The following is a 24,412-nucleotide window of genomic DNA, read 5'->3' as shown; positions in this document are numbered from 1 at the left end:
CATTTTAGAAAGGATAAAAAATGAATTTTCAACCTCTAGGAAAGCGTATTTTAGTAAAACGCTTAGAAGAAATGAAAACTACTGCTTCTGGGATTATTATACCAGATAATGCCAAAGAAAAACCATTAAATGGTGAAGTTGTTGCAGTAAGCAAAGAAATAGAAGATATTAAGGTAAATGATAAAGTAATGTTTACAAAATACGGTGGAACTGAAATTAAACTTGATAATGAAGAGTATTTAGTTCTTAATGTTGAAGATGTTTTAGGGATTATTAAATAAAAAAGGATAAAAAATGGCAAAAGAAATATTTTTTTCAGATGAAGCGAGAAATAAACTTTATGAAGGCGTTAAAAAACTTAATGATGCTGTAAAAGTCACTATGGGACCACGCGGCCGTAATGTATTAATCCAAAAAAGTTTTGGTGCTCCAACTATCACAAAAGATGGTGTGAGTGTGGCTAAAGAAGTGGAATTAAAAGATTCTTTAGAAAATATGGGTGCTTCTTTAGTTAGGGAAGTAGCTAGTAAAACAGCTGATCAAGCAGGTGATGGAACAACAACGGCAACAGTTTTAGCGCATGCTATTTTTAAAGAAGGTTTGAGAAATATTACAGCAGGTGCTAATCCTATCGAAGTTAAAAGAGGTATGGATAAAGCTTGCGAAGCTATAGTAGCTGAACTTAAAAAACTTTCTCGTGAAGTTAAAGATAAAAAAGAAATAGCTCAAGTTGCGACAATTTCTGCAAATTCAGACGAGAAAATCGGAAATTTAATCGCTGATGCTATGGAAAAAGTTGGAAAAGATGGTGTTATTACTGTTGAAGAAGCAAAATCAATCAATGATGAATTAAATGTAGTTGAAGGTATGCAATTTGATAGAGGTTATTTAAGCCCATATTTCATCACAAATACTGAAAAAATGACAGCTGAATTGCAAAATCCTTTTATTTTGTTATTTGATAAAAAAATTGCTAATTTAAAAGATTTATTACCAATTTTAGAGCAAATTCAAAAAACAGGAAAACCACTTTTAATTATAGCTGAAGACATTGAAGGTGAAGCTTTAGCAACTTTAGTTGTAAATAAATTAAGAGGTGTTTTAAATATTTCAGCAGTTAAAGCTCCTGGATTTGGCGATAGAAGAAAAGCTATGCTTGAAGATATTGCTATTTTAACAGGTGGTGAAGTGATTTCTGAAGAGCTTGGAAGAACTTTAGAAAGTGCTAGTATCCAAGATTTAGGTCAAGCTTCAAGCGTGATTATTGATAAAGATAATACAACTATTGTAAATGGAGCAGGTGAGAAAGCAAATATTGATGCAAGAATCAACCAAATTAAAGCTCAAATTGCTGAAACAAGCTCAGATTATGATAGAGAAAAATTACAAGAAAGACTTGCTAAATTAAGTGGCGGTGTAGCTGTAATTAAAGTTGGTGCTGCTACGGAAACTGAAATGAAAGAGAAAAAAGATAGAGTTGATGATGCATTAAGCGCTACAAAAGCTGCTGTTGAAGAAGGTATAGTAATAGGCGGTGGTGCTGCATTAATCAAAGCAAAATCAAAAATCAGCTTGAATTTGCAAGGTGATGAGGCTATTGGTGCTGCTATTGTAGAAAGAGCTTTAAGAGCACCTTTAAGACAAATTGCTGAAAATGCTGGATTTGATGCTGGTGTAGTTGTTAATACAGTAGAAAATAGTAAAGAAGAAAATACCGGTTTTGATGCTGCAAAAGGTGAATATGTAAATATGCTTGAAAGCGGTATTATTGATCCTGTTAAAGTAGAAAGAGTGGCTTTACTTAATGCAGTTTCAGTAGCTAGTATGCTTTTAACAACTGAAGCTACAATTAGTGAAATCAAAGAGGATAAACCTGCTATGCCTGATATGAGTGGCATGGGCGGTATGGGAGGCATGGGTGGTATGATGTAATACCATCTTTTTGTTGCTTTTGAGTTGCTTTTTATATAAAGCAACTCACTCTTTTTTTATTTTTCTGCACTGATTTTTATTTTTGTTATAATAGATGTAAAATTATAAGGATTTTACATGAAAAACTTACAAGAAGAGCGATTTTCCAACTCAAAATACATTAAACCTAAAAGATATACTTATATAGGCAAAGATAATAAAAAATATACTTGGGATTTTATAGAAGCATTAGATAGTGTTTCTGTTTTTTTATATCATACTCAAAAAGATTCTTTTGTCTTTGTAAAACAATTTAGAATTCCTTTATGGGATTATCAAAAACGTAATGATTTAAAATTAGATGAGATGGGATTTAGCATAGAGCTTTGTTCAGGACTTGTTGATAAAAATTTGAGTTTAGAGGAAATAGCTAAAGAAGAATGTATTGAAGAGCTAGGTTATGCTCCTAGGGTTGTAGAAAAAATAGGAGAGTTTTATACAGGTTTTGGTTCAGGTGTAAGTAGACAGTTTTTATTTTATGCTGAAATTACCGAAGATGATAAAACTGGTCATGGTGGTGGAATTGATGGAGAGGATATTCAAGCAGTATGGATAAAAAGAAAAGACTTTGAAAAATTTTCTAAAGAAAATCCTATCAAAACCCCTTTACTTGAATATGCGTATTTGTGGTTTAAAGGTAAGAATTAATCTTACCTTTTATTTTTCTTCTTTATTTTCAATGTTTGGGTCTTTTTCATCAAGCATTTCTTTAAAGATTACAAATAAATCTTCAGAGGCTTTTTCAGCATTTGAGCATTTATCTAGAATTTGATTTTGAACTAATTCATTGCCTGTATTTTCATTATGTGCCAAGGCAACAGCTTGGTTGATATTTTCATGCACCTTTTGGTGTGGTAAATTTAACTTACCAAAAGCTCTTCCGCTAGAAAATCTTTCTTTGCCCACACCTGCAATCCATTTTGCAAGTCTACAACTTAAATGATCAGAGAGTGCTTTACCTGAAGCATGAATGATTTCATTATAACCATTTAATTTAAAAGCAACATGATCTAATTTTGCTAAGGAAACAAAAATTTCAGAAGCAATACGTTTAGCGTGCGAGCTAGTTGAATTTGCATTAGAGATTAATTGAGCAAAATTACTAGAGAATTTTATAATATGTTCATTTGATTCTAATGATACTTTTTCTACTTGTTCACTTTGTCCATACATTTCATCTGCATTTTGCTTTAATAGATTAATATTTAATTCTACTTCAGAGGTCGCTTTTTGTGTTTTTTCAGCAAGTTTTCTAACTTCATCAGCAACAACAGCAAAGCCTCTGCCGTGTTCTCCTGCTCTAGCAGCTTCAATTGCGGCATTTAGTGCTAAAAGATTAGTTTGATCAGATACATCTTTGATTAAGTTAATAACATTAGTGATTTCATCAACGCTACGGTGTAAATTACCCGCTGTATCTCTTGAACGGTTAGCTGATTCAATAATGCTTTGAAGTGAAGATATAATTGAATGCGTAATTGCATTTAATTCTTGCATATCTTTTAATGATGAGTCAGAATACTGGGAAATCATTTCAGCTTTATTTACATTTTCTTGCATATCGCCTTGTACATTTGAAATGCCTTTTAACACTCCAGTTAATAACATCTCCAAAAGACGAGTTTCAAGTGCAGTTTTCCCACAATCTTCTTGAAGTTGCTTTTCGTATTTTTCGATTAATTCTTGTTTTTCTAAAAGAAGTTTTTTGTTTTCTTCTTCTAGTTCTTTGATTTTATTTTGTAAATCTTCAAAGTCTTGTTTTGATTGACTTTTTTTTCCAAACATAGTTTTTCCTTGAAAGTTAAAATTAGAAAGAAATTATTTTTTATAATTTGATAAATAAGTGTTTAGCTCATCTTTTAATCTTAGTTTTTCTTTTTTAAGATTTGCAATTTCCAAGCTATCTAGATGAATTCTACCTTCTTCTGCGTCTTTGATTTTGTGATCAAGTTCATTGTGCTCTTCAAACAATTTATCAAAGTGCATGTCTTTACCTTTTAGCTCAGTGATTAAATCTCTAAATTCATGTAGCATATAAGCCTCCTTTTTAAAATTAATATTTGATTATAGCTTAAAATAAGTTAAATATATTTTAACTCATCGGGTTTTTGCTTGTTTTTTATAATCTTTTTGGCTATTTTTATGCTATCTGCTGTACCTACGATTAATAATTTTGCTCCAGTACCTATTAAAGTATCACCTCTTGGCATAGGTGTGAATTTTTTATTTTCTAAAATTCCTACTATACTTACGTTTGCCATATCTCTTAAATGAATTTCTTTTAATCTTTTAAATCTCACCCAGGATTCATCAGGAATTTTAACCTCTTCTAAATCAATAGGGCTATTTTTTTTATAAAGATAATTTTCTAATAAATTTTCCATATCTGGTCTTGCTGACATCGCACTAAGTCTTTGTGCGACTAATTTTGTAGCAGAAACAATAGAATTTGCTCCAAGTTTTTTAAGTTTTTCTGTTTCATCTTCGTTGCTTGAACTAGCTAGTATAAAATAAGGATTAATTCTTTGTAGTTCTTTTTCAAATAATCTTACTGAGGCAATGATAGCAATATTATCTGCTATGTTATTACTAAGGGTTATTACGCCTTTTGCGCTAGAAAGATTGGTTTTTAAAAAGGCTGTATTAGTATGAGGTGCGCTTTCTATATAATAAGGATAATTATATTTTTCAGCAATCTCGCTGAAATTTTCAACTTCATCAACCACAACAAAAGGAATATGATTTTCTCTAAATTGCTGTGCTAATTCTATGGTAAAATCATTATGGTAGCATATTACAAAATGATTTTTTAATCTTGCAACTTTATGCAGCATTCTTCTTTCCTTGATGATTTTAGACAAAACACCTTTTTTTACTATTTCTATTACTAAACCCATACAAAAAGTAAATATTGTAAAAGTTAATAGTACATATACAACAGTAAAAATTCTACCTGCTGTTGGTATGGGATTAACTTCAGTATAACCCAAAGTGGTAAAAGTCATACCGGCTTGATAAATAGCATCGTTAAGGTTATAATTACTTGTGAGCATATAACCAAAAGCCCCAATTAATGTCATAACAACAACGGCAATAAGAGGAATTCTTAAAAATTTAAGTTGCTCATAAAGCTCATCATTGAGATTAATTGGAGGTTTTGGAGAGGGAGACCAATTGAGGAATTTTTGTAGCTTTTTTAAAAAAGACATAGTAATTCCTCATTTACATTAAGGATTATTTACTACTTTGCTTTTTAAGTGTTCTTAAAGTTGAAGCAGCAACTCTAACTTTTCTAGTAGTTCCATCTTCTAAAGTAATACGAACTGTTCTTAAATTTGGCAAAAAGCGTCTTTTTGTTTTATTGTTAGCATGGCTAACATTGTTACCTACCATAGGTCCTTTTCCTGTAATTTGGCAAATTCTTGACATAAATTTTCCTTATGAAATAAAAATAATTTTTAGCATTGTATCTAAAACAAGCTTAAAAAAATCAAATATTATCAAAAATACATAAAGAAAATTTGATAATAAGTATGATAAAATTATTTTTTACTTTTATTGGAGATATAAAATGTATGTAGCACCAAGTTTATTGTCTGCAAATTTTTTAAATTTAGAAAATGAGATTAAAGAAGTGTGCGAAGCAGGGGCTGATTTATTGCATATTGATGTGATGGATGGACATTTTGTGCCAAATCTTACTTTTGGTCCTTGTGTGGTTGAAAATATTTCAAAAATTACTTCAGTGCCTTTAGATGTGCATTTAATGGTGCATAATGTTAGTAGTTTTGTAGATTTATTTATCCCAGTTAAACCAAAATTTATTAGCTTTCATTTGGAAGCTGAAAATCATCCTATTAGGGTATGTGAGTATATAAGAAAAAACGGTATTCATCCTGCTATTGTTTTAAATCCACATACTCCAGTTTCAAGCATAGAGCATATTTTAGAATTTGTAGATATGGTACTTTTAATGAGTGTTAATCCAGGCTTTGGTGGGCAAAGTTTTTTACCTTTAGTGTATGATAAAATTAGACAGTTAAGAGAAATGATAGATAGGAAAAATCTTAAAGTTTTTATAGAAGTAGATGGTGGGGTAAATGGTTTAAATGCACCTGATTTAGATGAAGCAGGAGCTGATATTTTAGTCGCAGGTAGTTATATCTTTTCCTCACAAGATAAAAAAACAGCAATTAATTCTTTAAAGCTTGAATTTTGAGTCAACAACAAATCGATGATTTGATCATCAAGCTAAGCAAAGAAAACAAACCTTTTCCTTGGGTTTTAAAAGAACTTGCAAAAATAGAAGAATTAAATCATTATGAGTTTGATTTATATATTTTTGAGCTTTTAGGACTAGGAGTGGAGCTTAATGCGCAAAATTGCTTGTGCTTAAAAAGTAAAAATACAAAAATAAAAGATGAGATTTTTTGTGTAGTAGATATCGAAAGCACTGGCGGGATAAAAAGTGGTCAAATTTTAGAAATAGGTGCGGTTAAAATTCAAAATTATAAAGAAATTGATAGATTTGAAAGTTTTGTAAAAGTAGAAAGCATACCTGAAAATATTACAGAATTAACTGGGATTAGTTTAGATATGGTAGAAAATGCTCCTTCTTTAAAAACTGTGTTAAATGATTTTAAATTATTTTTAAAAGATAGTATTTTTGTAGCACACAATGTGCGTTTTGATTATCATTTTATATCTAAAGCTATGTATGAAAATGATTTTGGGGTGCTTTTAAATAGAAGATTATGTACTATTGATTTAGCTAAAAAATGCATTGAAAGTCCAAAATACGGTCTTGATGCGCTAAAAGAGTTTTTGTGTATTGAAAGTAAGCATCATAGAGCCTTAAGTGATGCTTTGGCTGCAAGTGAAATTTTAAAATACTGTCTTAAAAAAATTCCTTTTTATATAAAAACTACCGAAGAATTGTTACATTTTAGCAAGCAAGCTAAAAATCAAATAAAAAAATAAACTTTGTTTTGTATTTATTGCTATACTTGCTTTGCATAAATGACGGGAGCTTGTGATACAGGCTGAGAGTAAGCTAAAAGCTTAGACCGCACCAGAACTAGGTAATGCTAGCGTTGGGATAATTTATCAACTACTCACATACCCTTCATTTATCCAAATTTTATTTTAAGGATAAATTTAAATGAAAACTCAAATGTCTTATGCAAAAGAAGGAATTTTTACAAAACAAATGCAAATTGTTGCACAAAAAGAGCAAGTAAGTGAAGATTTTTTGCTTGAAAATATAGCATGTGGAAAAATTATCATTCCTGCAAATATCAACCATAAAGCACTAGACCCAAATGGTATTGGCTATGGACTTAAAACAAAAGTAAATGTTAATTTAGGTGTTTCAAATGATTGTGTAGACTATAGTGAAGAAATTAAAAAGGTAGAGTTGGCTCATAAATTTAATATAGAAGCTATTATGGATCTTAGTAATTATGGTAAAACTAGTCGTTTTAGAGATGAGCTAATTGCTACTTCAAAAGCTATGATAGGCACTGTACCTGTTTATGATGCGGTTGGATTTTTAGAAAAAGATTTAAAAGATATTAAGGCAAAAGATTTTTTAGATGTAGTATATCATCATGCCAAAAGTGGAGTGGATTTTATGACAATTCATGCAGGGATAAATTCTCGTGCTGCTAGGGTTTTTAAAGAGTGTGATAGGATTACTAATATAGTTTCAAGAGGAGGCTCAGTTCTTTATGCTTGGATGCAAATGAATGATGCTGAAAATCCATTCTATGAATATTATGATGATTTACTCGCTATATGTAAGGAATTTGATGTGACACTTTCTTTGGGTGATGCGCTAAGACCTGGTTGCACTCATGATGCAAGTGATGCGGCTCAAATTACTGAACTTATAGAACTTTCATCGTTAACCAAAAGAGCATGGGCTCAAGATGTGCAAGTGATGATAGAAGGACCTGGTCATATGGCTATTAATGAAATAGAAGCTAATATGCAACTTGAAAAAAGAATTTGCAATGGAGCTCCATTTTATGTTTTAGGACCATTGGTTACTGATATAGGCGCAGGATATGATCATATAAGTGGAGCAATCGGCGGAGCAGTTGCAGCAGCAGCTGGTGCTGATATACTTTGCTATGTAACCCCTGCTGAGCATTTAAGACTTCCAAATTTAGAAGATGTAAGAGATGGTATAGTAGCAACTAAAATAGCAGCTCATGCAGGAGATATAGCTAAACTTCCTAAAGAAAGAAAAATAGATGATGCAATGAGTAAAGCTAGACAAGATATTGATTGGGAAAAAATGTTTAAATTGGCAATTGATGGAGAAAAGGCTAAGAAAATGTTTAATGAAAGAAAACCTGAAGAACTTAATTCTTGCTCAATGTGTGGAAAAATGTGTGCTATGAACACTATGAATAAAATTTTAAAAGGCGAAGATGTAAGTTTGATAAAAGAATAAACCCTCGATTGTGAGGGTTTATTTTGATTAATCTATTACTTTATAATTATAAGGTTTTAGATTTTTATCATCTTCAAGAAGTTTTGCTGGTGGATTACCATTTACTTCTTGATGTTTGTAGTAGCGATCGCCTGCTTTGTTGCCATTTAGATCTACTTTATAGTGAATTTCACCTGGATTTAATTTTTGAATATCTTCAAAACCTAAATTTGAAGTTTTGAAATCTTTAATACCATTTTTGGCCGCAATTTCTACTAATTTAGTTTGTCCTTGTCTTGACATATCAACTGATTGTAAAAGCATTCTTGAAGCTTCTCTAGGATTGTGGAATCCTGTTGAGTTTTCAGCGCCTACAAAGTCTGCTCTTACTTGAGATTTTCTATGAAGTTCTAATACTTCTTTTAATTCAGCTGAAATTTTAGCATCATCTGCTTTGCCATTAGTTTGGAATTTAGGCATTTTTCCAAGCTCTACGCGAATAGTTTCTACATCTTTAATCAAGCTTACTAAAGAATATTCAGCTGTTCTTAAATCATGAGCTACTGAATTTTGAATATCTTTTACTTGTTTAGCTAGATAGCTTTCGCTTTGAGTATGGCAAGTTTTACAAGCTGAATTAATATCAACTAAAGGCGAGGTGATGTTATGGTTGGTAACTTTTTTTGCACCTTTTCTAATATAAGGCATGTGACAATCTGCGCAACTTACACCATTTGCAGCATGTACTCCACCACTATAAAGTTCACTTTCTGGGTGTTGAATTTTTAGCATAGGTGCTTTAGTGATTTTATGAACCCAATCACTTGGGAAATTTTCTCTATTTTTTTCATAATAATCATCAAACATTTCTATTCTAAATGGCTCACCTTTTTTCCACTCACTCCATGGATAGGTTAACTCTATACCATCAACCTCAATTTCAATTGGTTTATTTCCATCTCTCCAAGAGTCAAATTCATCATAAGTTTTTTGTGTACCATTCCACCATTTTTTAGAACTATCATTAGCAATACTTTCACCGATAGTTTTTACTTTAGTACCTGTTGGTTTGAAATAATATTCAACGTGACATTGAGAGCATACTAAAGTTCTCATCTCGCTTCTTGAAGCTTTAATGCCTTGTTTTTTATCTGCCTCATAGCCTCTTGAAATTAATGCATTAATTAAAGCTGGTCTTGTAAGTCTTAAACTCATATCTGTTGGGTTGTGACAATCTGCACATGTTACACCCATTCTTTTTCCACCATGAGGTCCACTGTGCTCAGGCGAGTTTTCTTTAGCTCCATTTACCGCAGGAACTGTTTTAATCATAGTCCAATATTTTGCAGAGTTAAATGCCACCCAATCACCTTTTGCAGTGTTGTTTAAAAGCCAAGGAGTCCATCCGCTATGGCAATTCATACAAGCTGTTGGTTGACCACCAAATCCTGCAAAGCCATGTGCATTTAAGAAATCTTTGTTATTTCTAGCTGTATCCATTTGATCTACTTGAACCCAAAAGTGTCCTCTTTCTTCATTAGCATCAATGCTAAATGGATAACCCGCCCAAAGAACAGTTAGTTGTGGATAGCGGATTAGTTTTGAATAAGCTAAATTTCCACCAAATTCTGTTGCATTAGGTGCTTGTTTTTCCACTGCTGTATGCATATCTAAATAATCAGGAAAATTCTTTCCCCAATAATCAAAAGTAGGATTTTCATCGCCAAGTTTTACAATTTCTTGAGAAATGATTCCACCTACTGAATCATTTGTTTTAGCTGTGATATCTTGATTTAACCACAATACGCCCGCAATAGCTACTATAGTAGCACTTATAGCACTATATAAAATGCCTTTATTATTCATTAATTACTCCTTTCATTTAAAATCCTCTCTTATGGCCAACACCTTGGTGACAAGATACACAACTTAAGGAATTATCTTTATGTGGATCTAGAGTAGGGTTGATAGTGTTGCTCGCAATTTCTTTATGACATTCTATGCAGTTATTTTGGACTATTTCTTTACTTTTTGCATTTGCACTTAAATGTGTAGGTAAAGAATCAAGTTTAAAAGTAAATGCATAAGCATGTCCTAAACCACTTTGAGCTTTAGCAATCCATTTTTCAAAAAAGCTATGTGGTAAATGACAATCATTACAGGTTGCTCTTGGTTTACCATCAACTTCTTTAGAGTGTGAAGCTTTTAAATAATCATTATAAACTTCGTTCATAATATGACAATTATTACAGCTTTCACTGGCATCGCTAAAATAAGAAGTGCCTTTAGCATTATGGAAAGTATACATTCCAACTCCTGCTAAAATTACAAGCAAGAAGAGGAAAACAGCAAAAAGTTTTGAGTTTGCTTTTTTCAAAGTCTCTCCTTTGAATGAAGTTTAAGTTACAAGAACTTAAGTATAATTATATTGCATTATAAAACCTAAAAAGTAAATATAAATTTATTAATCATTTATTATTTTTTTAATAAGAGAAAAAAAGTATTATTTTTTTATATAATTTTATTTACTATTATAAAAATAAAATAAATTTTAATAAAAGAAATACTAAAATATTACATACTAGAAAATAAGGCAGGTGTATTATGCAAATTCAACCATCAATGTATATTAATAGAGAACTTTCTTGGCTTGCATTTAACTCCCGTGTTTTAGATCAATGTTCCAAAGATCTTCCTTTGCTTGAAAAACTTAAATTTATAGCTATATATTGTACAAATTTAGATGAGTTTTATATGATAAGAGTGGCTGGATTAAAACAGCTTTTTATAGCAGGAATAAGCACAGCAAGTAATGATGAAATGACCCCACTTGCACAGCTTAAAGCTATTAGAAATTATTTACATGAAGAAAAATATGTAGTAGAGCAGTATTTTACTAAAATAACTCAAGATTTAGAAAAAGAAAATTTGTTTATTCGTTTATATGAAGAACTTGATGAGGATTTAAAACAACAATGTAATGAGCATTTTTTCTCTAATATTTTTCCTGTAATAGTGCCTATTGCGGTTGATGCAACTCATCCTTTTCCGCATTTAAACAATCTTTCGTTTTCTTTAGCGGTAAAACTTTGCGATCCTATGCATCCTGAACTTTTAAAATTTGGTATGATACGCATACCTAGGGTTTTACCAAGATTTTATCAAGTAAGTTCGAATATTTATGTGCCTATAGAAAGTATAGTACGTCATCATACAGAGCATATTTTTCCTGGTTATAAGCTTTTATCTTCTGCTGCTTTTAGGGTAACTAGAAATGCAGATATGGAAATAGAAGAAGAAGAGGCTGATGATTTTATGTTGATTTTGGAGCAGGGTTTAAAGCTTCGTAGAAAAGGTGCTTTTATACGCTTACAAATAGAAAAAGGCGCAGATGAGCAGTTGATCGAATTTTTAAGCTCTCATATGAATATTTTTCATAAAGACATTTACGAATACAGCATACTTTTAAATTTACCATCATTGTGGCAAATCATTTCTAATAAAGAATTTACACACTTACTAAGCCCTGTATATACACCAAAGATTTTACCGCCTTTTGGAGATAATGTGTCTATTTTTAGTGCAATTGATAAACAAGATATATTGGCTATACAGCCTTATGAAAGTTTTGAGCCTGTGTATCAATTTATCAAAGAAGCAAGTAAAGATCCTAAGGTTGTTTCTATAAGAATGACTCTTTATAGGGTAGAAAAAAATTCAAACATAGTCCAAGCTTTAATTGATGCAGCCAGTGATGGCAAGCAAGTTACAGTAATGGTGGAATTAAAAGCACGCTTTGATGAGGAAAATAATTTGCACTGGGCAAAATCATTAGAAAATGCAGGGGCTCATGTGGTGTATGGAATCACTGGTTTTAAAGTGCATGCAAAAGTAGCCCAAGTGATTAGAAAAGAAGGGGATAAATTAAAAATTTATAATCATTTAAGTACAGGCAATTATAATGCAAGTTCAGCTAAAATTTATACTGATGTGAGTTATTTTACTTCTAAAGAAGAATACTCTCAAGATACTACAACTTTTTTTCATATACTTTCAGGATATAGCAAAAGCCGTCGTTTAAAGACTTTATCAATGAGTCCAAAGCAAATCAAAGAAAGAATTTTAGATATGATAGCTACTGAAGCAAATCATGGAAAAGATGGAGTAATCATAGCTAAAATGAATGCTTTAGTAGATGGTGATGTGATTAAAGCTTTATATGATGCTTCAAATAAGGGTGTTAAAATAGATCTTATTGTACGTGGAATTTGTTGTTTAAGACCTGGGGTAAAAGGGTATAGTGAAAATATAAAAGTTAGAAGTATAGTGGGAAAATATTTAGAACATGCTAGAATTTTATATTTTAAACACACTGAGCCAAATTATTTTATTTCAAGTGCTGATTGGATGCCAAGAAATTTAGAAAGAAGACTAGAATTAATGACTCCTATTTTTGATGAGCATTCGCGTGCAAAGTTAGCTCAAATTTTAAAATTACAATTAAGCGATAATGATTTGGCTTATGAGTTAGATAGCGAAGGAAGATATCGTAAGATTACTTTAAATGAAGCAGAAAAAATTAATAATTCTCAACAAATCTTAGAAGAATATATTAGTAGAATTTTTAATACCTTGAAAAAAGATACTGATCATAGTAGAGCAGCGCATTTAGCAACGAAACTTTTTAGGGATAGCTAATCCTTGCTTTTTAGCAAGGATTATTTCCAACCTTCTATGTAATTTTTAAGTTTTCTACCAACTTTTGGGTGTTTGAGTTTTTTTATGGCTGAGCTTTCTATTTGTCTTACCCTTTCTCTTGTGACATTTAGTTCTTTGCCGATTTCTTCTAAGGTTCTATCACTTTCATCATCCATTAAACCAAAACGCATTCTAATAACAGCTTTTTCTCTGTCATTAAGCTGATCTAAAACTTCATCAATTTGTTCTTTTAAATCATCTTTTAAGATGTGATCCATAGGTGAAATTGAAGTTCTATCTTCTACAAAATCTCCAAATTTACCATCATCTTCATTGCTAATAGGTGCTTCTAGAGAAATTGGTTCTTTAGTGATTTTAATCACTTGTTTTACTTTATCTACGCTAAGTCCTACTTCTTTAGCAATAATGCTTACATCAGGTTCTTTACCTTCTTTTTGTAAATATTCACGAATGATTTTATTGATTTGATTAATAGTTTCTATCATATGAATAGGAATTCTAATCGTTCTTGCTTGATCGGCAATTGCTCTTGAAATGGCTTGTCTAATCCACCAAGTTGCATAGGTTGAAAATTTATAACCGCGTTTATATTCAAATTTATCTACCGCTTTCATTAAGCCTATATTGCCCTCTTGGATTAAATCTAAAAATGGTAATCCGCGGTTAGTATATCTTTTAGCAATACTTACAACCAAGCGTAAATTTGATTTTGCCATTCTGGTTTTAGCCTCATCAGATATTTTTTTACCGCGTTTGATTTGCTCTAGAATTTCTTTTAATTGATCTTTTTCTAAATCAAAAGAATTTTGACTAGCTTCTTTGGTTTGAATGAGTTTTTTAATCTCCATATAAGTGCTTACCATGGTAGTTTCTAAAGCACGCTCGGCTATTTCTTCTTTGCTAAGTTTGGTAATATCTTTTAAAATATCTTGGTGTCTTTGTTTTAATTCTTCTGAAAACATCGGTAAGCGATATTCTAAGCGTTTTAATTCTTTGTCAAATTCCTCATCACTTTTTAATGCTGTTTCCATAGATTTTACTATTTCAGAAATAAGTTTTGATGTTGGACCTAGATCCATTAGTTTTTCTTTTAGTATATTTTTCTTAAAAGCAATTATGAGTTTATCTAATAGTTCATCATCATTTTTTTCTGCATTAATAGTAGATATAGTTTTTAACCATTCTTTTTTTGCTTTTTCTAATGCTTTAAAGCTTTCTATGACTTTTAAAGTTCTTTCGTCTTCTTTTTTACTTACTTTTTTGGGTTTTTTTTCACTTGAGTTTTCATTTTCCTCGTTTTCATTTTCCTCTTCAGAGTCTATTTCATCATCACTTTTATCATCATCACTTTTATCATCATCTTCAAAGCTTTTAAAAAGCTCTTTTACTCTTCTTTCTCTATTGATTAAAGGTTCTTTATAATCAAGTATAAAATCTATCAAATAAGGCACAGAACAAAAAGCATCGATGATAATGTCTTCGCCTAGCTCAATCTTTTTAGAAATTTCAATTTCTTCATCTTTGTTTAAAAGAGCAATTTGTCCCATTTCTCTTAAATACATTCTTACAGGAGAGTCTGATCTGCTCCACTCGAGTAAATCATTTTCATTGGCTAAATCAAATTCATTTTCCAAACTTGTATCTTGTAATTTTTGTTTTTCCTCTTGTAGCTTTTTTGCTTCTTCTAAATTTCTTTTTTTGGCAATTTCAGCTGAAGAGATTAATTCTACTTTATATTTATCCATTAGATCACGGATTTTTTTTGCACTTGTTGCGTTTGGAAGCTTTGCAAAATACTTGACAAGTTTTTCATATGTGATATAATCTTTAGAATTTTCTTTGAAAAGTTCTTCTAAAACATTAGTTTCATTAGCCATGGATACCCCTTGTATTTAAGTAATGAGTGTAAAACTAAATATTATGCCTAAAAATTAATTAAAAACAAATAAAAACATTTTGGAACAGCTTTTGCTTTGTTAGTGAAAAATTAAGATTTTAGTTAGGAAAAACAATGCAAAATGGGTATTATCAAGCCACTGGTGCTATGGTTACGCAGTTTAATCGCTTAGATGTTGTAACTAATAACCTAGCAAATGTAAATACAAGTGGCTATAAAAGAGATAATGTTGTTATTGCAGATTTTAAAAGGATTTTTAAAGAAACTCAAGATGAGTTGCCTATACAAAATCACACAAGAGATGCTGCAAGATTTGCAAATACAACTATAGATAGAGTTCCACAAGTTAATCACGTCTATACAAATTTTAGCGTAGGCTCTATGAAAATGACGCATAATCCTTTGGATTTAGCTCTTACTCGTGAAGATACTTTTTACTTAATTAAAACAAATAATGGCGAAGTAAGATTAAGCCAAGATGGAAATTTCCAGCTTGATGATGAGGGTTATTTGGTAAATCGTCAAGGGTATAGAGTTTTAAGCAGTGATTATTTTAACAATCCTGAAAATGATGGTATACGCATAGGAGATTCTACTTCTTTTATTAATGTGGATAAAAATGGAATCATCAGTGCGTCTAATCAAGATATAGCAAGATTATTCGTAGCGCAAGTTGATGACTTAAGAGATTTGCAAAAAGATGGCGATAATATGTATAAAATCGATAATTTAAACAAAATTAGAGATTTGCCAAATTCAAATGCCATTAAGCAAGGTTTTACTCAAGGATCAAATGTTAATCCAGTTACAGAAATGGTAGGATTAATCGAAGCAAATAGAATGGTTGAGATGTATCAAAAAGTTATGACATCTCATATGGATGATTTAAATCAAGAAGCTATTAACAAATTAGCAAGTACTAAATAAAACTAAGGATAGGTAAAATGTTAAGATCATTATATACAGCAGCATCAGGGATGGTATCACAACAAACACAAATTGATGTAACGTCAAATAATATTTCAAATGTTAATACAGTAGGTTATAAAAAATCGCGTGCAGAATTTGCAGATTTGATGTATCAAACGATGAAATACGCAGGTACTTCAACCTCAAGTACCACAAAACACCCAAGTGGTATAGAAGTGGGTCTTGGCTCAAGAGTGACAGCTGTGAGTAAAATTTTTAGTGAAGGTAGTTTAAAACAAACATCAACTTCAGGTCTTGATATGGCAATTGCTGGTAATAATGGCTTTTTTCAAATTCAAATGCCTGATGGAACTATAGCTTATACTAGAAATGGTCAATTTACTAAAGATGCTGAAGGAAATATAGTAAATTCAGATGGTTATAGACTTTTGCCGGAAATGACTATACCTGAAGATGCTACAGCTATTAACGTAGCAAGCGATGGAACAGTTTCTGTTATGCAACCAGGAAATACAGCAGAAACTCAAATAGGTCAAATTGAACTTGTTAATTTTATTAATCCCGCAGGTTTACATGCTTTAGGGGATAATCTTTTGGTAGAAACTGATGCAAGTGGAGCGCCTATTGCAGGTATAGCTGGAGAGAATGGATTTTCTGTAATCAAACATGGCTTTGTAGAGCTTAGTAATGTTCAGCTTGTAGAAGAAATGACAGATCTTATCACAGGGCAAAGAGCTTATGAAGCTGGCTCAAAAGCTATTACTACAAGTGATGATATGCTTGGAATTGTAAATCAATTAAAACGCTAGAATTAACTAGCGTTTTATAATATGCAAAAAATATTAAAAAATACTAAAAAACTCCTATTTATAAATACTTGTAAAATATTCTCTATTATAATTTAAATTTAAACTAATCATAGTAATATTTTATTTATGTATTCTTTATATACATAAATAAACAATAACGAGGGATATAATGAACAGAAGGGACTTCATTAAAAATACCGCTATTGCTAGTGCTTGTGGTGTTGCAGGCCTTAGTGTTCCAAGTAGTGTACTTGCAAATACTGAGAATAAATGGCGTTGGGATAAGGCTGTTTGTAGATTTTGTGGTACAGGCTGTGGAATTTTAGTTGCAAGTTTAGATGGTAAAATTGTCGCTGTAAAAGGAGACCCAGCAGCTCCGGTAAATCGTGGATTAAATTGTATTAAAGGTTATTTTAATGCAAAAATTATGTATGGAGAAGATCGCTTAGTAACACCTTTACTTCGTGTAAATGCAAAAGGTGAGTTTGATAAAAAAGGAAAATTTCAACAAGTTTCTTGGCAAAGAGCTTTTGATGAAATGGAAAAACAATTCAAAAAAGCCTACAAAGAAAAAGGTGTTGAGGGGATTGGAATTTTTGCAAGTGGTCAATATACTATACAAGAAGGATATGCTGCTGCAAAATTAGTAAAAGCTGGTTTTAGATCAAATAATATAGACCCAAATGCACGTCATTGTATGGCTAGTGCTGTTGTTGGTTTTATGCAAACTTTTGGGGTTGATGAGCCTTCTGGTTGTTATGATGATATAGAGCTTACTGATACTATTATTACTTGGGGTGCAAATATGGCAGAAATGCATCCGATTTTATGGTCAAGGGTAAGTGATAGAAAATTAAGTAATTTAGATAAAGTTAAAATCGTAAATTTATCTACTTTTTCTAATAGAACTTCTCATATAGCAGATACTGAAATCATTTTCAAACCAAATACTGATTTAGCTATTTGGAATTATATCGCTAGAGAGATTGTTTATAATCATCCTGAAGCTATGGATAAAGAATTTATTGAAAAACATTGTATTTTTACAACAGGTTATGCTGATATTGGTTATGGAATGAGAAATAATCCAAACCATCCTAAATTTAAAGCAAGTGAAAAAGATACCGTAGCAAAACAAAATGCTATTATTGTAGATGAAGAAGAAGCAGTATCTTTGGCTTATTTGGGTGTAAAAGCAGGCGATAAATTTGAAATGAAACACCAAAATGCTCCTGATGCGCATTGGGAAATTTCATTTGAAGATTTCAAAAAAGCTTTAGAGCCTTATACACTTGATTATGTTGCTAAAGTTGCTAAGGGTAATGAAGATGAAAGCATAGAAGAATTTAAGAAAAAACTTCAAGAATTAGCAAATTTATATATAGAAAAAAATAGAAAAGTTGTAAGCTTTTGGACTATGGGCTTTAATCAACACACAAGAGGTACTTGGGTAAATGAGCAAGCTTATATGGTGCATTTTTTACTTGGTAAACAAGCTAAGCCAGGAAGTGGTGCGTTTTCATTAACAGGACAACCAAGTGCTTGTGGAACTGCAAGAGAAGTAGGGACTTTTTCGCATCGTTTACCTGCTGATATGGTGGTTGCAAATCCTAAACACAGAGAAATTAGTGAAAAAATTTGGAAAGTTCCTGCAAAAACAATCAATCCTAAACCAGGTGCTCCATACTTAAAAATCATGAGAGATTTAGAAGATGGAAATATCAAATTTGCTTGGGTGCAAGTAAATAATCCTTGGCAAAATACAGCTAATGCAAATCACTGGATAGCAGCGGCTAGAGAAATGGATAATTTTATCGTTGTGAGTGATTGTTACCCAGGAATTAGTGCTAAGGTGGCAGATTTAATTTTACCAAGTGCTATGATTTATGAAAAATGGGGTGCTTATGGTAATGCTGAAAGAAGAACTCAACACTGGAAGCAACAAGTGCTGCCTGTAGGTGAAGCTATGAGTGATACTTGGCAAATCATGGAATTTGCAAAACGCTTTAAATTAAAAGAAGTTTGGGGCGAAACTAAGGTAAATGATAAGCTTACCTTGCCAAGTGTTTTAGAAGAAGCTAAAGCTATGGGTTATAGCGAAGATGATACTTTATATGATGTATTATTTGCTAATAAAGAAGCAAAATCTTTTAAAGCTAAAGATAATATTGCAAAAGGATTTGATAATTCTGAAGTATTTGGTGATGAGAGAAAAGTTATAGGTAGTGATGGTAAAGAATTTGAAGGTTATGGATTTTTTGTACAAAAATATCTATGGGAAGAATACCGCAAATTTGGTTTAGGTCATGGACATGATTTAGCTGATTTTGATACTTATCATAAAGTAAGAGGTTTAAGATGGCCTGTGGTAAATGGTAAAGAAACCCAATGGAGATTTAATACTAAATTTGACTATTATGCTAAAAAAGCTGCTCCAAATTCAGACTTTGCGTTTTATGGTGATTTTGCTAAAGAATTACCAAAAGGAGATTTACTAGCTCCACAAACTAAAGAAAAATACAGTTTAAAAAACAAAGTAAAAATTTTCTTTAGACCATTTATGAAAGCACCTGAAAAACCAAGCGAAGAATATCCATTCTGGTTATGTACTGGTAGGGTTTTAGAGCATTGGCATAGTGGAACTATGACTATGAGAGTTCCTGAGCTTTTCCGTGCAGTACCTGAAGCACTTTGTTATATGAATGAAGATGATGCTAAGGCTATGAAAATTAATCAAGGTGATATCGTATGGGTAGAATCACGTCGTGGTAAAGTAAAAGCTAGAGTAGATTTTCGTGGTAGAAATAAACCTTCTAAAGGCCTTGTGTATGTGCCTTGGTTTGATGAGAATGTATATATAAACAAAGTTACACTAGATGCAACTTGTCCGTTGTCTAATCAAACAGATTTCAAAAAATGTGCCGTAAAAATTACTAAAGCATAAAAATGAAAAATAGAAGAGAATTTTTAGCCTTTGCTTTTAAGCTTTTATGCATAGGAAGCGGAAGTGCATTTTTAGCAAGTTTAGCATTTAGCTCAAATCAGGAGTATTTTTTAAGACCTCCTGGGGCAGATGATGAAAAAGAATTTTTATCAAAATGTATACGATGCGGACTTTGTGTAAAAGCCTGTCCTTATGATGTTTTAAAGTTAGCAAATTTAGAAAATAGTGCTAAAAATGGTACGCCTTTTTTTGTAGCAAGAGAAAATCCTTGCAGGTTATGTGAGGATATACCTTGTATAAGAGATTGTCCTACAAATGCGCTAGATCATAAATATCTAGAGCAAAATAATGGAATTTATAAAACAAAAATGGGTATAGCTATAATTGATAGTGCAAGTTGTGTTGCTTATTGGGGAATTCAATGTGATGCTTGTTATAGAGCTTGTCCTTTAATGGATAAAGCATTAAAACTTGAAACAAAACGCAATGAAAGAACAGCAAAGCATGCATTTTTACTACCTGTGGTAGATCATGAAGTGTGTGTTGGATGTGGGATTTGTGAAAAAGCTTGTATAACACAAAAAGCAGCCATTAAAGTTTTACCTAGAGAATTTGTTTTAGGAAAAGCTGGGGATAATTACATCAAAGGTTGGGATGAAAAAGATGAAAAGCGTTTGCAAGATGTAAACACAGATAAAAATTTCAATAAAAATAAGGCTAAAGATTATCTTAATGATGGAGAATTGCTATGAAATATCTTATTTTAAGAAGGGTAATGCAATTGTCTATTTTAACTTTTTTTTCTTTTGGTGTATTTAATTTTATATTAAAAGGAAATTTAAGCTCTTCGGTTTTATTTTCTTCGGTGCCACTAAGTGATCCTTTTGCATTTATTCAACTTGCTTTAGCAAGTTTGCAAGTAGATTTAATGGCTTTAAGTGGTGCTTTGATAGTATTTTTGTTTTATGCTATTTTTGCTGGAAGAGCGTTTTGTGCTTGGGTTTGTCCTGTCAATATCATTACTGATTTTGCTTATTTTATTAGAAATAAATTAGGTTTTAATCAAGCAAGAGTTTTTAATGTAAATAAAAATTTGCGTTATTATGTTTTAGCTTTTGTTTTGATTTTTTCTTTTCTTTTTTCTTTTCCTGTTTTTGAGGAATTTTCTTATATAGGAATAATCCAAAGAGGGATTATTTTCGGTGGTGTTTCTTGGCTTTTTATGGCTTTGATCATTTTTTGTATAGATACATTTTTTAGTCCAAGATTTACTTGTTCGCATTTTTGTCCTTTAGGGGCTTTTTGGGCTTTAAGTTCGTATTTTTCATTGTTAAAAGTAAGATATAACTTACAAAAATGCACTAAGTGTTATAAATGTCTTGGAGTGTGCCCTGAAAAACAAGTGCTTTGGATGATAGGTAAAGAAAATCAAGATGTAAAATCAGGTGAATGTATAAGATGTGGAAAATGTATTGATATTTGCGGTGATGATGCTTTAGGTTTTAGTATAATAAATTTAAGGAGAGAAAATGAAAAATAAAATCTTTTTATCCTTAGCAGCAGCTGTTTTAATAAGTGCTTGTGGGCTTGCTGTTAAAAGTGTTGATTCAAAAGATATAGGTTTAAGAAAAACAAGTTTAGAAAGTGAAAATGTAGAATTATTGGATGCAAAATATTCTCAAGCAGTGGCTGGTGAGTCTGTTTTGATTGAAAGATCGTTTGAAAATGCTCCGCCATTAATCCCGCACACTTTAGAGGATATGCTTCCAATTACTAAAGATAATAATATTTGCTTAAGTTGTCATGATAAGACTATTGCTAAAGATGTTGGAGCTACGCCACTTCCAAGTAGTCATTATTTTGATTTAAGAAAAAACAAATCTACTAAAGATATGATAAGTGATGCAAGATTTAATTGTACACAATGTCATGTGCCACAAAGTGATGCTAAACCTTTGGTAGGAAATAGCTTTGAAGCAAAATTTAAAAGCGAAGAATCAAAGAAAAAATCTAATCTTTTAGATGTTTTAAATGAAGGTGTAAAATAAAATTATGAAAAAAATGTTTTTAATCTTACTAATGAGTATTTATGCATTGAGTTATGAGCTTAAGCTTGATTCAAATTTAAACGCTTTAAAGCTTGCTGATAATAGTTTGCTTATAGGACTTGATAATGGAGAGATAAAACAATATTTCCTTAAAGATAAAAAAATGCAAAAAATCACTCAGCTAGATAAGATTAAAAATTTTTACGAAGAAAATCTTAGCCCCAGAATTTATAGCATTGATTACTTAAATGGGGCTATTTTGATTTTAAGTGAAGGTGATTTTGGAAGTAAAAAATTATATGTTTATAAAAATAAACAACTTTTAAGCTATGATTTAGCTAATGATGGAGCAAAAAAAGCTTTGTTTTTAGATGATAATACTATTTTATTAGCCTTGCTAGGTTCTAATATAGAGCTTTTTGATCTAAAAACAAAAAGCGTTGTAAAAAATTTTACTTTTTCTAGTTCAAGCTTAAGTGATGTGGTTTTAAATGAAACTAAAACTCAATTAGTGGCAGGTTTTGAAAGTGGCGAGCTAATGCTTTTTGATGTGAAGAAATGGCAAAAAATAAAAAGTTATAAGAATATTCACAAGGATAATATTTATCAACTTGATTTTAAAAACACAATTATTGCAAGCTGTAGTACTGATAGAAAATTGGGCATAGTGCAAAATGATCAAGAAAAAAATATAGAAAGAGATTTTTTGATTTATACTTGTGCTTTAAATGAAAATGGTTCTATAGCGGCTTTTGGAGATAATGAAAAAAATATTATAGAACTTGTAAATACTAAAAACCTAAAAACAATAAAAAGATTCCAAAATAAAGATTTTTTGCTAGAATATCTTATATTTTTAAATGAACATGAGCTTATTAGTGCAGGTTATGAAGATAAAATTATATTTTGGAGTATAGATGAATCTTTCTAGTGTGTTGATTTTAACTAAAGAAGAAAAAGTAGAAAAACTCAAAGAGCAAATTCAAAAAACACCTTGTTGTAGTGTGGAATTAGCTCAGGATGAAAAAATTATAGTAGTAATAGAAAGTGAAAATTTAGATGATGAGTTAAAAGCATATAAACAATTAGAACAGCTTGATGGGGTAGTGAGTATTAATATGGTTTTTTCTTATCAGGATTTAGACGAAGAAAGAGAAAAAATTTTAAAAGCAAATTTTGAGGCAAATGTTTTTGATGAGAATTTAAAAAAAGATAATATAGAATACTATGGCAATGTCTTTAGAAAGTATTGATTATGGTTTTTTTGATTCCTTTGATTTTTATCATTTCTTCTGTTTTTATTATTGATCATTTTTATTTTTCTAAGGAAAATGAAGTAGTAAAACAACAAAAGCAAATAGAGCAAAAAAATATTAAGCAAGATAAACAAAAATACCTTGAAAATATATTAAATCAAAAATAATCATGTATACACAAATTTCATATAAAAAATTCTTTTGGATTAATATTTTAGTTGTAATTACCCTTGCTTTAAATTTAAGAGCACCTATAACCTCTATAGGTCCTATGATAGAATACATTCAAGAATATTATAAGATAAATTCAGCCCTAGCAGGAATGCTTACAACTTTACCTTTGATAGCCTTTGGGCTTATATCTTTTTTCGTGGCGTATTTTTCGCAAATTAAAGCTTTGTTTTTTGCTTTGTGTTTAATTGTTTTTGGAGAGTTTATTAGAAGTTATGGGGGTAATATAGGTTTATTTTCTGGGGTTTTTCTAATTGGGGCAGGCATTGCAATAGCTAATGTTTTATTACCTTCTTTTGTAAAAGAAAAATTTGCAAAAAATGCTTATAAAATTATGGGCTTATATGGATCAATTATAGGTTTATCTTCAATTGCTGGAGTGGCCTTATCGCTTCCTTTGCTTAAAATTTTTGAAGTGCCTCAAGCTATGTTTTTTTGGGTTGTTTTAGCTTTGATTGCTTTGATTTTTTATTTTCCACATTTGAAAAACAAAAGATTATTGCGTCCTAAGAAGAAAAACATCAATAAAATAAATCTTTTTTTGAATTTAACAGCTTGGAAAGTTACTATTGTAATGGGACTGCAAAGTTTTTTATCTTATAGTCTTTTTGCTTGGCTTAGTGTGATGATAAGTGAAAAAGGTTTTGGAATTGATTTTGGTTCTAATGTTTTATTACTTTCTCAAATCATAGGTATGCCTGTGGCGTTTTTATTACCTATTGTTTTAGGAAAACTAAGAGCTCATGCTAAGGGTTTTGTTATTATAACATTGGGTTTTTTATATGTTTTAAGTTTTATTTTGGTGTTTTTTTGTGATGTAAAATTAGTATTGTTATTAGCAGCTATTTTCTTAGGTTTTGCATCTAGTGGGGTTTTTACAATTTCATTATTGTTTATTGCTATAAAAAGTTCAACTTCTTTTATAGCAGCTAAACTTTCTGCCATGTCACAAGGCATAGGGTATTTAATAGCAGCTCAAGCACCTTGGATTATAGGTATGCTCCATGATAGTTTTGGAAATTTTACTTTAGGCTTTATCATGCTTATTACAGTAGCTATAATACTTAATATTTTTGTATTTTTAGCATATAAAGCTCCTGTGATTAAGTAAAAATTAAAATAAATTAAAGTCTTTTTTGTTAGAATTTTGACATTTTATTTTTTGTGA

The 24,412-nt window shown here is 30.9% G+C and carries 24 protein-coding genes and 1 riboswitch; of the genes, 17 read left to right on the top strand and 7 right to left on the bottom strand.

The features are described 5' to 3' along the window. Positions 1 to 20: 20 nt before the first annotated feature. From groES to L8V77_RS01490, 3 genes are all read left to right on the top strand, one after another. Entirely contained in the window at positions 21 to 281 is a 261-nt protein-coding gene (gene groES / locus L8V77_RS01500; RefSeq protein WP_263706362.1) for a co-chaperone GroES, read from the top strand. Positions 282 to 294: 13 nt separating this feature from the next. Continuing rightward, positions 295 to 1,932, top strand: coding sequence for a chaperonin GroEL (groL, locus tag L8V77_RS01495; protein ID WP_070256698.1), 1,638 nt, complete (start codon positions 295 to 297; stop codon positions 1,930 to 1,932). Positions 1,933 to 2,049: 117 nt separating this feature from the next. Further along, a complete protein-coding gene (locus L8V77_RS01490) occupies positions 2,050 to 2,619 on the top strand; it encodes an NUDIX domain-containing protein (RefSeq protein ID WP_263706360.1) in 570 nt (189 codons plus the stop codon). Between the two features lie 9 nt (positions 2,620 to 2,628). Here the strand turns inward: L8V77_RS01490 and L8V77_RS01485 are convergent, their stop codons facing one another. Genes L8V77_RS01485 through rpmB form a run of 4 tightly spaced genes read right to left on the bottom strand, consistent with a single transcriptional unit; the run spans position 2,629 to position 5,400 of the window. Continuing rightward, positions 2,629 to 3,756 carry a methyl-accepting chemotaxis protein gene (locus L8V77_RS01485; RefSeq protein ID WP_263663110.1) on the bottom strand — a complete coding sequence of 376 codons (1,128 nt, stop codon included), beginning with the start codon at positions 3,754 to 3,756 and terminating at the stop codon, positions 2,629 to 2,631. A 33-nt stretch (positions 3,757 to 3,789) separates the two neighbouring features. Next, positions 3,790 to 4,005 carry a YdcH family protein gene (locus tag L8V77_RS01480; protein ID WP_012661736.1) on the bottom strand — a complete coding sequence of 72 codons (216 nt, stop codon included), beginning with the start codon at positions 4,003 to 4,005 and terminating at the stop codon, positions 3,790 to 3,792. A gap of 47 nt (positions 4,006 to 4,052) precedes the next feature. Continuing rightward, a complete protein-coding gene (locus L8V77_RS01475) occupies positions 4,053 to 5,180 on the bottom strand; it encodes a potassium channel family protein (RefSeq protein ID WP_263706359.1) in 1,128 nt (375 codons plus the stop codon). 25 nt (positions 5,181 to 5,205) lie between these two features. Then, positions 5,206 to 5,400 carry a 50S ribosomal protein L28 gene (rpmB, locus tag L8V77_RS01470; protein WP_012661734.1) on the bottom strand — a complete coding sequence of 65 codons (195 nt, stop codon included), beginning with the start codon at positions 5,398 to 5,400 and terminating at the stop codon, positions 5,206 to 5,208. 142 nt (positions 5,401 to 5,542) lie between these two features. On the opposite strand from rpmB, the gene rpe reads away from it, so the two are divergent. The 3 genes from rpe to thiC all read left to right on the top strand — a co-directional run bounded on the left by rpe (position 5,543) and on the right by thiC (position 8,431). Then, positions 5,543 to 6,190: a ribulose-phosphate 3-epimerase gene (gene rpe / locus L8V77_RS01465; protein ID WP_263706358.1), complete on the top strand. Its 648-nt coding sequence runs from the start codon at positions 5,543 to 5,545 to the stop codon at positions 6,188 to 6,190. Next, positions 6,187 to 6,951, top strand: coding sequence for a 3'-5' exonuclease (locus tag L8V77_RS01460; RefSeq protein WP_263706357.1), 765 nt, complete (start codon positions 6,187 to 6,189; stop codon positions 6,949 to 6,951). The genes rpe and L8V77_RS01460 overlap by 4 nt, the downstream gene beginning before the upstream one ends. A gap of 32 nt (positions 6,952 to 6,983) precedes the next feature. Further along, positions 6,984 to 7,088, top strand: a riboswitch (TPP riboswitch). Positions 7,089 to 7,132: 44 nt separating this feature from the next. Beyond that, positions 7,133 to 8,431, top strand: a complete 1,299-nt coding sequence (thiC, locus tag L8V77_RS01455; RefSeq protein WP_263706356.1) for a phosphomethylpyrimidine synthase ThiC — start codon at positions 7,133 to 7,135, stop codon at positions 8,429 to 8,431. A 27-nt stretch (positions 8,432 to 8,458) separates the two neighbouring features. On the opposite strand, the gene L8V77_RS01450 is transcribed toward thiC, so the two are convergent. Further along, the gene (locus L8V77_RS01450; protein ID WP_263706354.1) at positions 8,459 to 10,276 is read right to left on the bottom strand and encodes an ammonia-forming cytochrome c nitrite reductase subunit c552; all 1,818 of its coding nucleotides are present in this window, start codon (positions 10,274 to 10,276) and stop codon (positions 8,459 to 8,461) included. A gap of 16 nt (positions 10,277 to 10,292) precedes the next feature. Beyond that, a complete protein-coding gene (gene nrfH, locus L8V77_RS01445) occupies positions 10,293 to 10,787 on the bottom strand; it encodes a cytochrome c nitrite reductase small subunit (protein WP_012661729.1) in 495 nt (164 codons plus the stop codon). A gap of 227 nt (positions 10,788 to 11,014) precedes the next feature. Here nrfH and L8V77_RS01440 point away from each other — a divergent pair, with 227 nt between their 5' ends. Further along, positions 11,015 to 13,108: an RNA degradosome polyphosphate kinase gene (locus L8V77_RS01440; RefSeq protein WP_263706353.1), complete on the top strand. Its 2,094-nt coding sequence runs from the start codon at positions 11,015 to 11,017 to the stop codon at positions 13,106 to 13,108. A 20-nt stretch (positions 13,109 to 13,128) separates the two neighbouring features. Here L8V77_RS01440 and rpoD read toward each other — a convergent pair whose 3' ends face one another. After that, the gene (gene rpoD / locus L8V77_RS01435) at positions 13,129 to 15,006 is read right to left on the bottom strand and encodes an RNA polymerase sigma factor RpoD (RefSeq protein ID WP_263706352.1); all 1,878 of its coding nucleotides are present in this window, start codon (positions 15,004 to 15,006) and stop codon (positions 13,129 to 13,131) included. A 134-nt stretch (positions 15,007 to 15,140) separates the two neighbouring features. On the opposite strand from rpoD, the gene L8V77_RS01430 reads away from it, so the two are divergent. The 10 genes from L8V77_RS01430 to L8V77_RS01385 all read left to right on the top strand — a co-directional run bounded on the left by L8V77_RS01430 (position 15,141) and on the right by L8V77_RS01385 (position 24,355). Next, positions 15,141 to 15,953, top strand: a complete 813-nt coding sequence (locus L8V77_RS01430) for a flagellar hook-basal body protein (RefSeq protein WP_263706351.1) — start codon at positions 15,141 to 15,143, stop codon at positions 15,951 to 15,953. A gap of 17 nt (positions 15,954 to 15,970) precedes the next feature. Beyond that, positions 15,971 to 16,765, top strand: a complete 795-nt coding sequence (gene flgG / locus L8V77_RS01425; protein WP_039626513.1) for a flagellar basal-body rod protein FlgG — start codon at positions 15,971 to 15,973, stop codon at positions 16,763 to 16,765. 169 nt (positions 16,766 to 16,934) lie between these two features. Further along, on the top strand, positions 16,935 to 19,709 hold the full coding sequence (gene napA, locus L8V77_RS01420; protein WP_263663119.1) for a periplasmic nitrate reductase subunit alpha: 2,775 nt from the start codon (positions 16,935 to 16,937) through the stop codon (positions 19,707 to 19,709). A 2-nt stretch (positions 19,710 to 19,711) separates the two neighbouring features. Further along, entirely contained in the window at positions 19,712 to 20,461 is a 750-nt protein-coding gene (gene napG, locus L8V77_RS01415; RefSeq protein WP_263682100.1) for a ferredoxin-type protein NapG, read from the top strand. Next, the gene (gene napH / locus L8V77_RS01410; protein WP_263682101.1) at positions 20,458 to 21,249 is read left to right on the top strand and encodes a quinol dehydrogenase ferredoxin subunit NapH; all 792 of its coding nucleotides are present in this window, start codon (positions 20,458 to 20,460) and stop codon (positions 21,247 to 21,249) included. The genes napG and napH overlap by 4 nt, the downstream gene beginning before the upstream one ends. After that, positions 21,239 to 21,757 carry a nitrate reductase cytochrome c-type subunit gene (locus L8V77_RS01405; protein ID WP_263663122.1) on the top strand — a complete coding sequence of 173 codons (519 nt, stop codon included), beginning with the start codon at positions 21,239 to 21,241 and terminating at the stop codon, positions 21,755 to 21,757. The genes napH and L8V77_RS01405 overlap by 11 nt, the downstream gene beginning before the upstream one ends. Positions 21,758 to 21,761: 4 nt before the next feature. After that, on the top strand, positions 21,762 to 22,688 hold the full coding sequence (locus tag L8V77_RS01400; RefSeq protein WP_263678754.1) for a WD40 repeat domain-containing protein: 927 nt from the start codon (positions 21,762 to 21,764) through the stop codon (positions 22,686 to 22,688). Continuing rightward, a complete protein-coding gene (locus tag L8V77_RS01395; protein ID WP_263678753.1) occupies positions 22,675 to 23,010 on the top strand; it encodes a chaperone NapD in 336 nt (111 codons plus the stop codon). Before L8V77_RS01400 ends, L8V77_RS01395 begins: the two co-directional genes overlap by 14 nt. Before the next feature lie 2 nt (positions 23,011 to 23,012). Then, positions 23,013 to 23,180 carry a hypothetical protein gene (locus tag L8V77_RS01390; protein ID WP_257396760.1) on the top strand — a complete coding sequence of 56 codons (168 nt, stop codon included), beginning with the start codon at positions 23,013 to 23,015 and terminating at the stop codon, positions 23,178 to 23,180. A gap of 2 nt (positions 23,181 to 23,182) precedes the next feature. Beyond that, positions 23,183 to 24,355, top strand: a complete 1,173-nt coding sequence (locus tag L8V77_RS01385) for an MFS transporter (RefSeq protein ID WP_263706349.1) — start codon at positions 23,183 to 23,185, stop codon at positions 24,353 to 24,355. Positions 24,356 to 24,412 lie beyond the last annotated feature (57 nt).

It is taken from the genome of Campylobacter sp. IFREMER_LSEM_CL2127 (assembly GCF_025771745.1).
Lineage (GTDB): Bacteria > Campylobacterota > Campylobacteria > Campylobacterales > Campylobacteraceae > Campylobacter_D.
The sequence above is the reverse complement of the archived record's forward strand: the minus strand, read 5'-3'. Positions and strand labels throughout refer to the sequence as shown.

Bases quoted from the DNA above. Each gene is read 5' to 3' on its own strand.
- groES (WP_263706362.1), top strand. From the start codon at position 21: ATGAATTTTCAACCTCTAGGAAAGCGTATTTTAGTAAAACGCTTAGAA.
- groL (WP_070256698.1), top strand. From the start codon at position 295: ATGGCAAAAGAAATATTTTTTTCAGATGAAGCGAGAAATAAACTTTAT.
- L8V77_RS01490 (WP_263706360.1), top strand. From the start codon at position 2,050: ATGAAAAACTTACAAGAAGAGCGATTTTCCAACTCAAAATACATTAAA.
- L8V77_RS01485 (WP_263663110.1), bottom strand. From the start codon at position 3,756: ATGTTTGGAAAAAAAAGTCAATCAAAACAAGACTTTGAAGATTTACAA.
- L8V77_RS01480 (WP_012661736.1), bottom strand. From the start codon at position 4,005: ATGCTACATGAATTTAGAGATTTAATCACTGAGCTAAAAGGTAAAGAC.
- L8V77_RS01475 (WP_263706359.1), bottom strand. From the start codon at position 5,180: ATGTCTTTTTTAAAAAAGCTACAAAAATTCCTCAATTGGTCTCCCTCT.
- rpmB (WP_012661734.1), bottom strand. From the start codon at position 5,400: ATGTCAAGAATTTGCCAAATTACAGGAAAAGGACCTATGGTAGGTAAC.
- rpe (WP_263706358.1), top strand. From the start codon at position 5,543: ATGTATGTAGCACCAAGTTTATTGTCTGCAAATTTTTTAAATTTAGAA.
- thiC (WP_263706356.1), top strand. From the start codon at position 7,133: ATGAAAACTCAAATGTCTTATGCAAAAGAAGGAATTTTTACAAAACAA.
- L8V77_RS01450 (WP_263706354.1), bottom strand. From the start codon at position 10,276: ATGAATAATAAAGGCATTTTATATAGTGCTATAAGTGCTACTATAGTA.
- L8V77_RS01440 (WP_263706353.1), top strand. From the start codon at position 11,015: ATGCAAATTCAACCATCAATGTATATTAATAGAGAACTTTCTTGGCTT.
- rpoD (WP_263706352.1), bottom strand. From the start codon at position 15,006: ATGGCTAATGAAACTAATGTTTTAGAAGAACTTTTCAAAGAAAATTCT.
- L8V77_RS01430 (WP_263706351.1), top strand. From the start codon at position 15,141: ATGCAAAATGGGTATTATCAAGCCACTGGTGCTATGGTTACGCAGTTT.
- flgG (WP_039626513.1), top strand. From the start codon at position 15,971: ATGTTAAGATCATTATATACAGCAGCATCAGGGATGGTATCACAACAA.
- napA (WP_263663119.1), top strand. From the start codon at position 16,935: ATGAACAGAAGGGACTTCATTAAAAATACCGCTATTGCTAGTGCTTGT.
- napG (WP_263682100.1), top strand. From the start codon at position 19,712: ATGAAAAATAGAAGAGAATTTTTAGCCTTTGCTTTTAAGCTTTTATGC.
- napH (WP_263682101.1), top strand. From the start codon at position 20,458: ATGAAATATCTTATTTTAAGAAGGGTAATGCAATTGTCTATTTTAACT.
- L8V77_RS01405 (WP_263663122.1), top strand. From the start codon at position 21,239: ATGAAAAATAAAATCTTTTTATCCTTAGCAGCAGCTGTTTTAATAAGT.
- L8V77_RS01400 (WP_263678754.1), top strand. From the start codon at position 21,762: ATGAAAAAAATGTTTTTAATCTTACTAATGAGTATTTATGCATTGAGT.
- L8V77_RS01395 (WP_263678753.1), top strand. From the start codon at position 22,675: ATGAATCTTTCTAGTGTGTTGATTTTAACTAAAGAAGAAAAAGTAGAA.
- L8V77_RS01390 (WP_257396760.1), top strand. From the start codon at position 23,013: ATGGTTTTTTTGATTCCTTTGATTTTTATCATTTCTTCTGTTTTTATT.
- L8V77_RS01385 (WP_263706349.1), top strand. From the start codon at position 23,183: ATGTATACACAAATTTCATATAAAAAATTCTTTTGGATTAATATTTTA.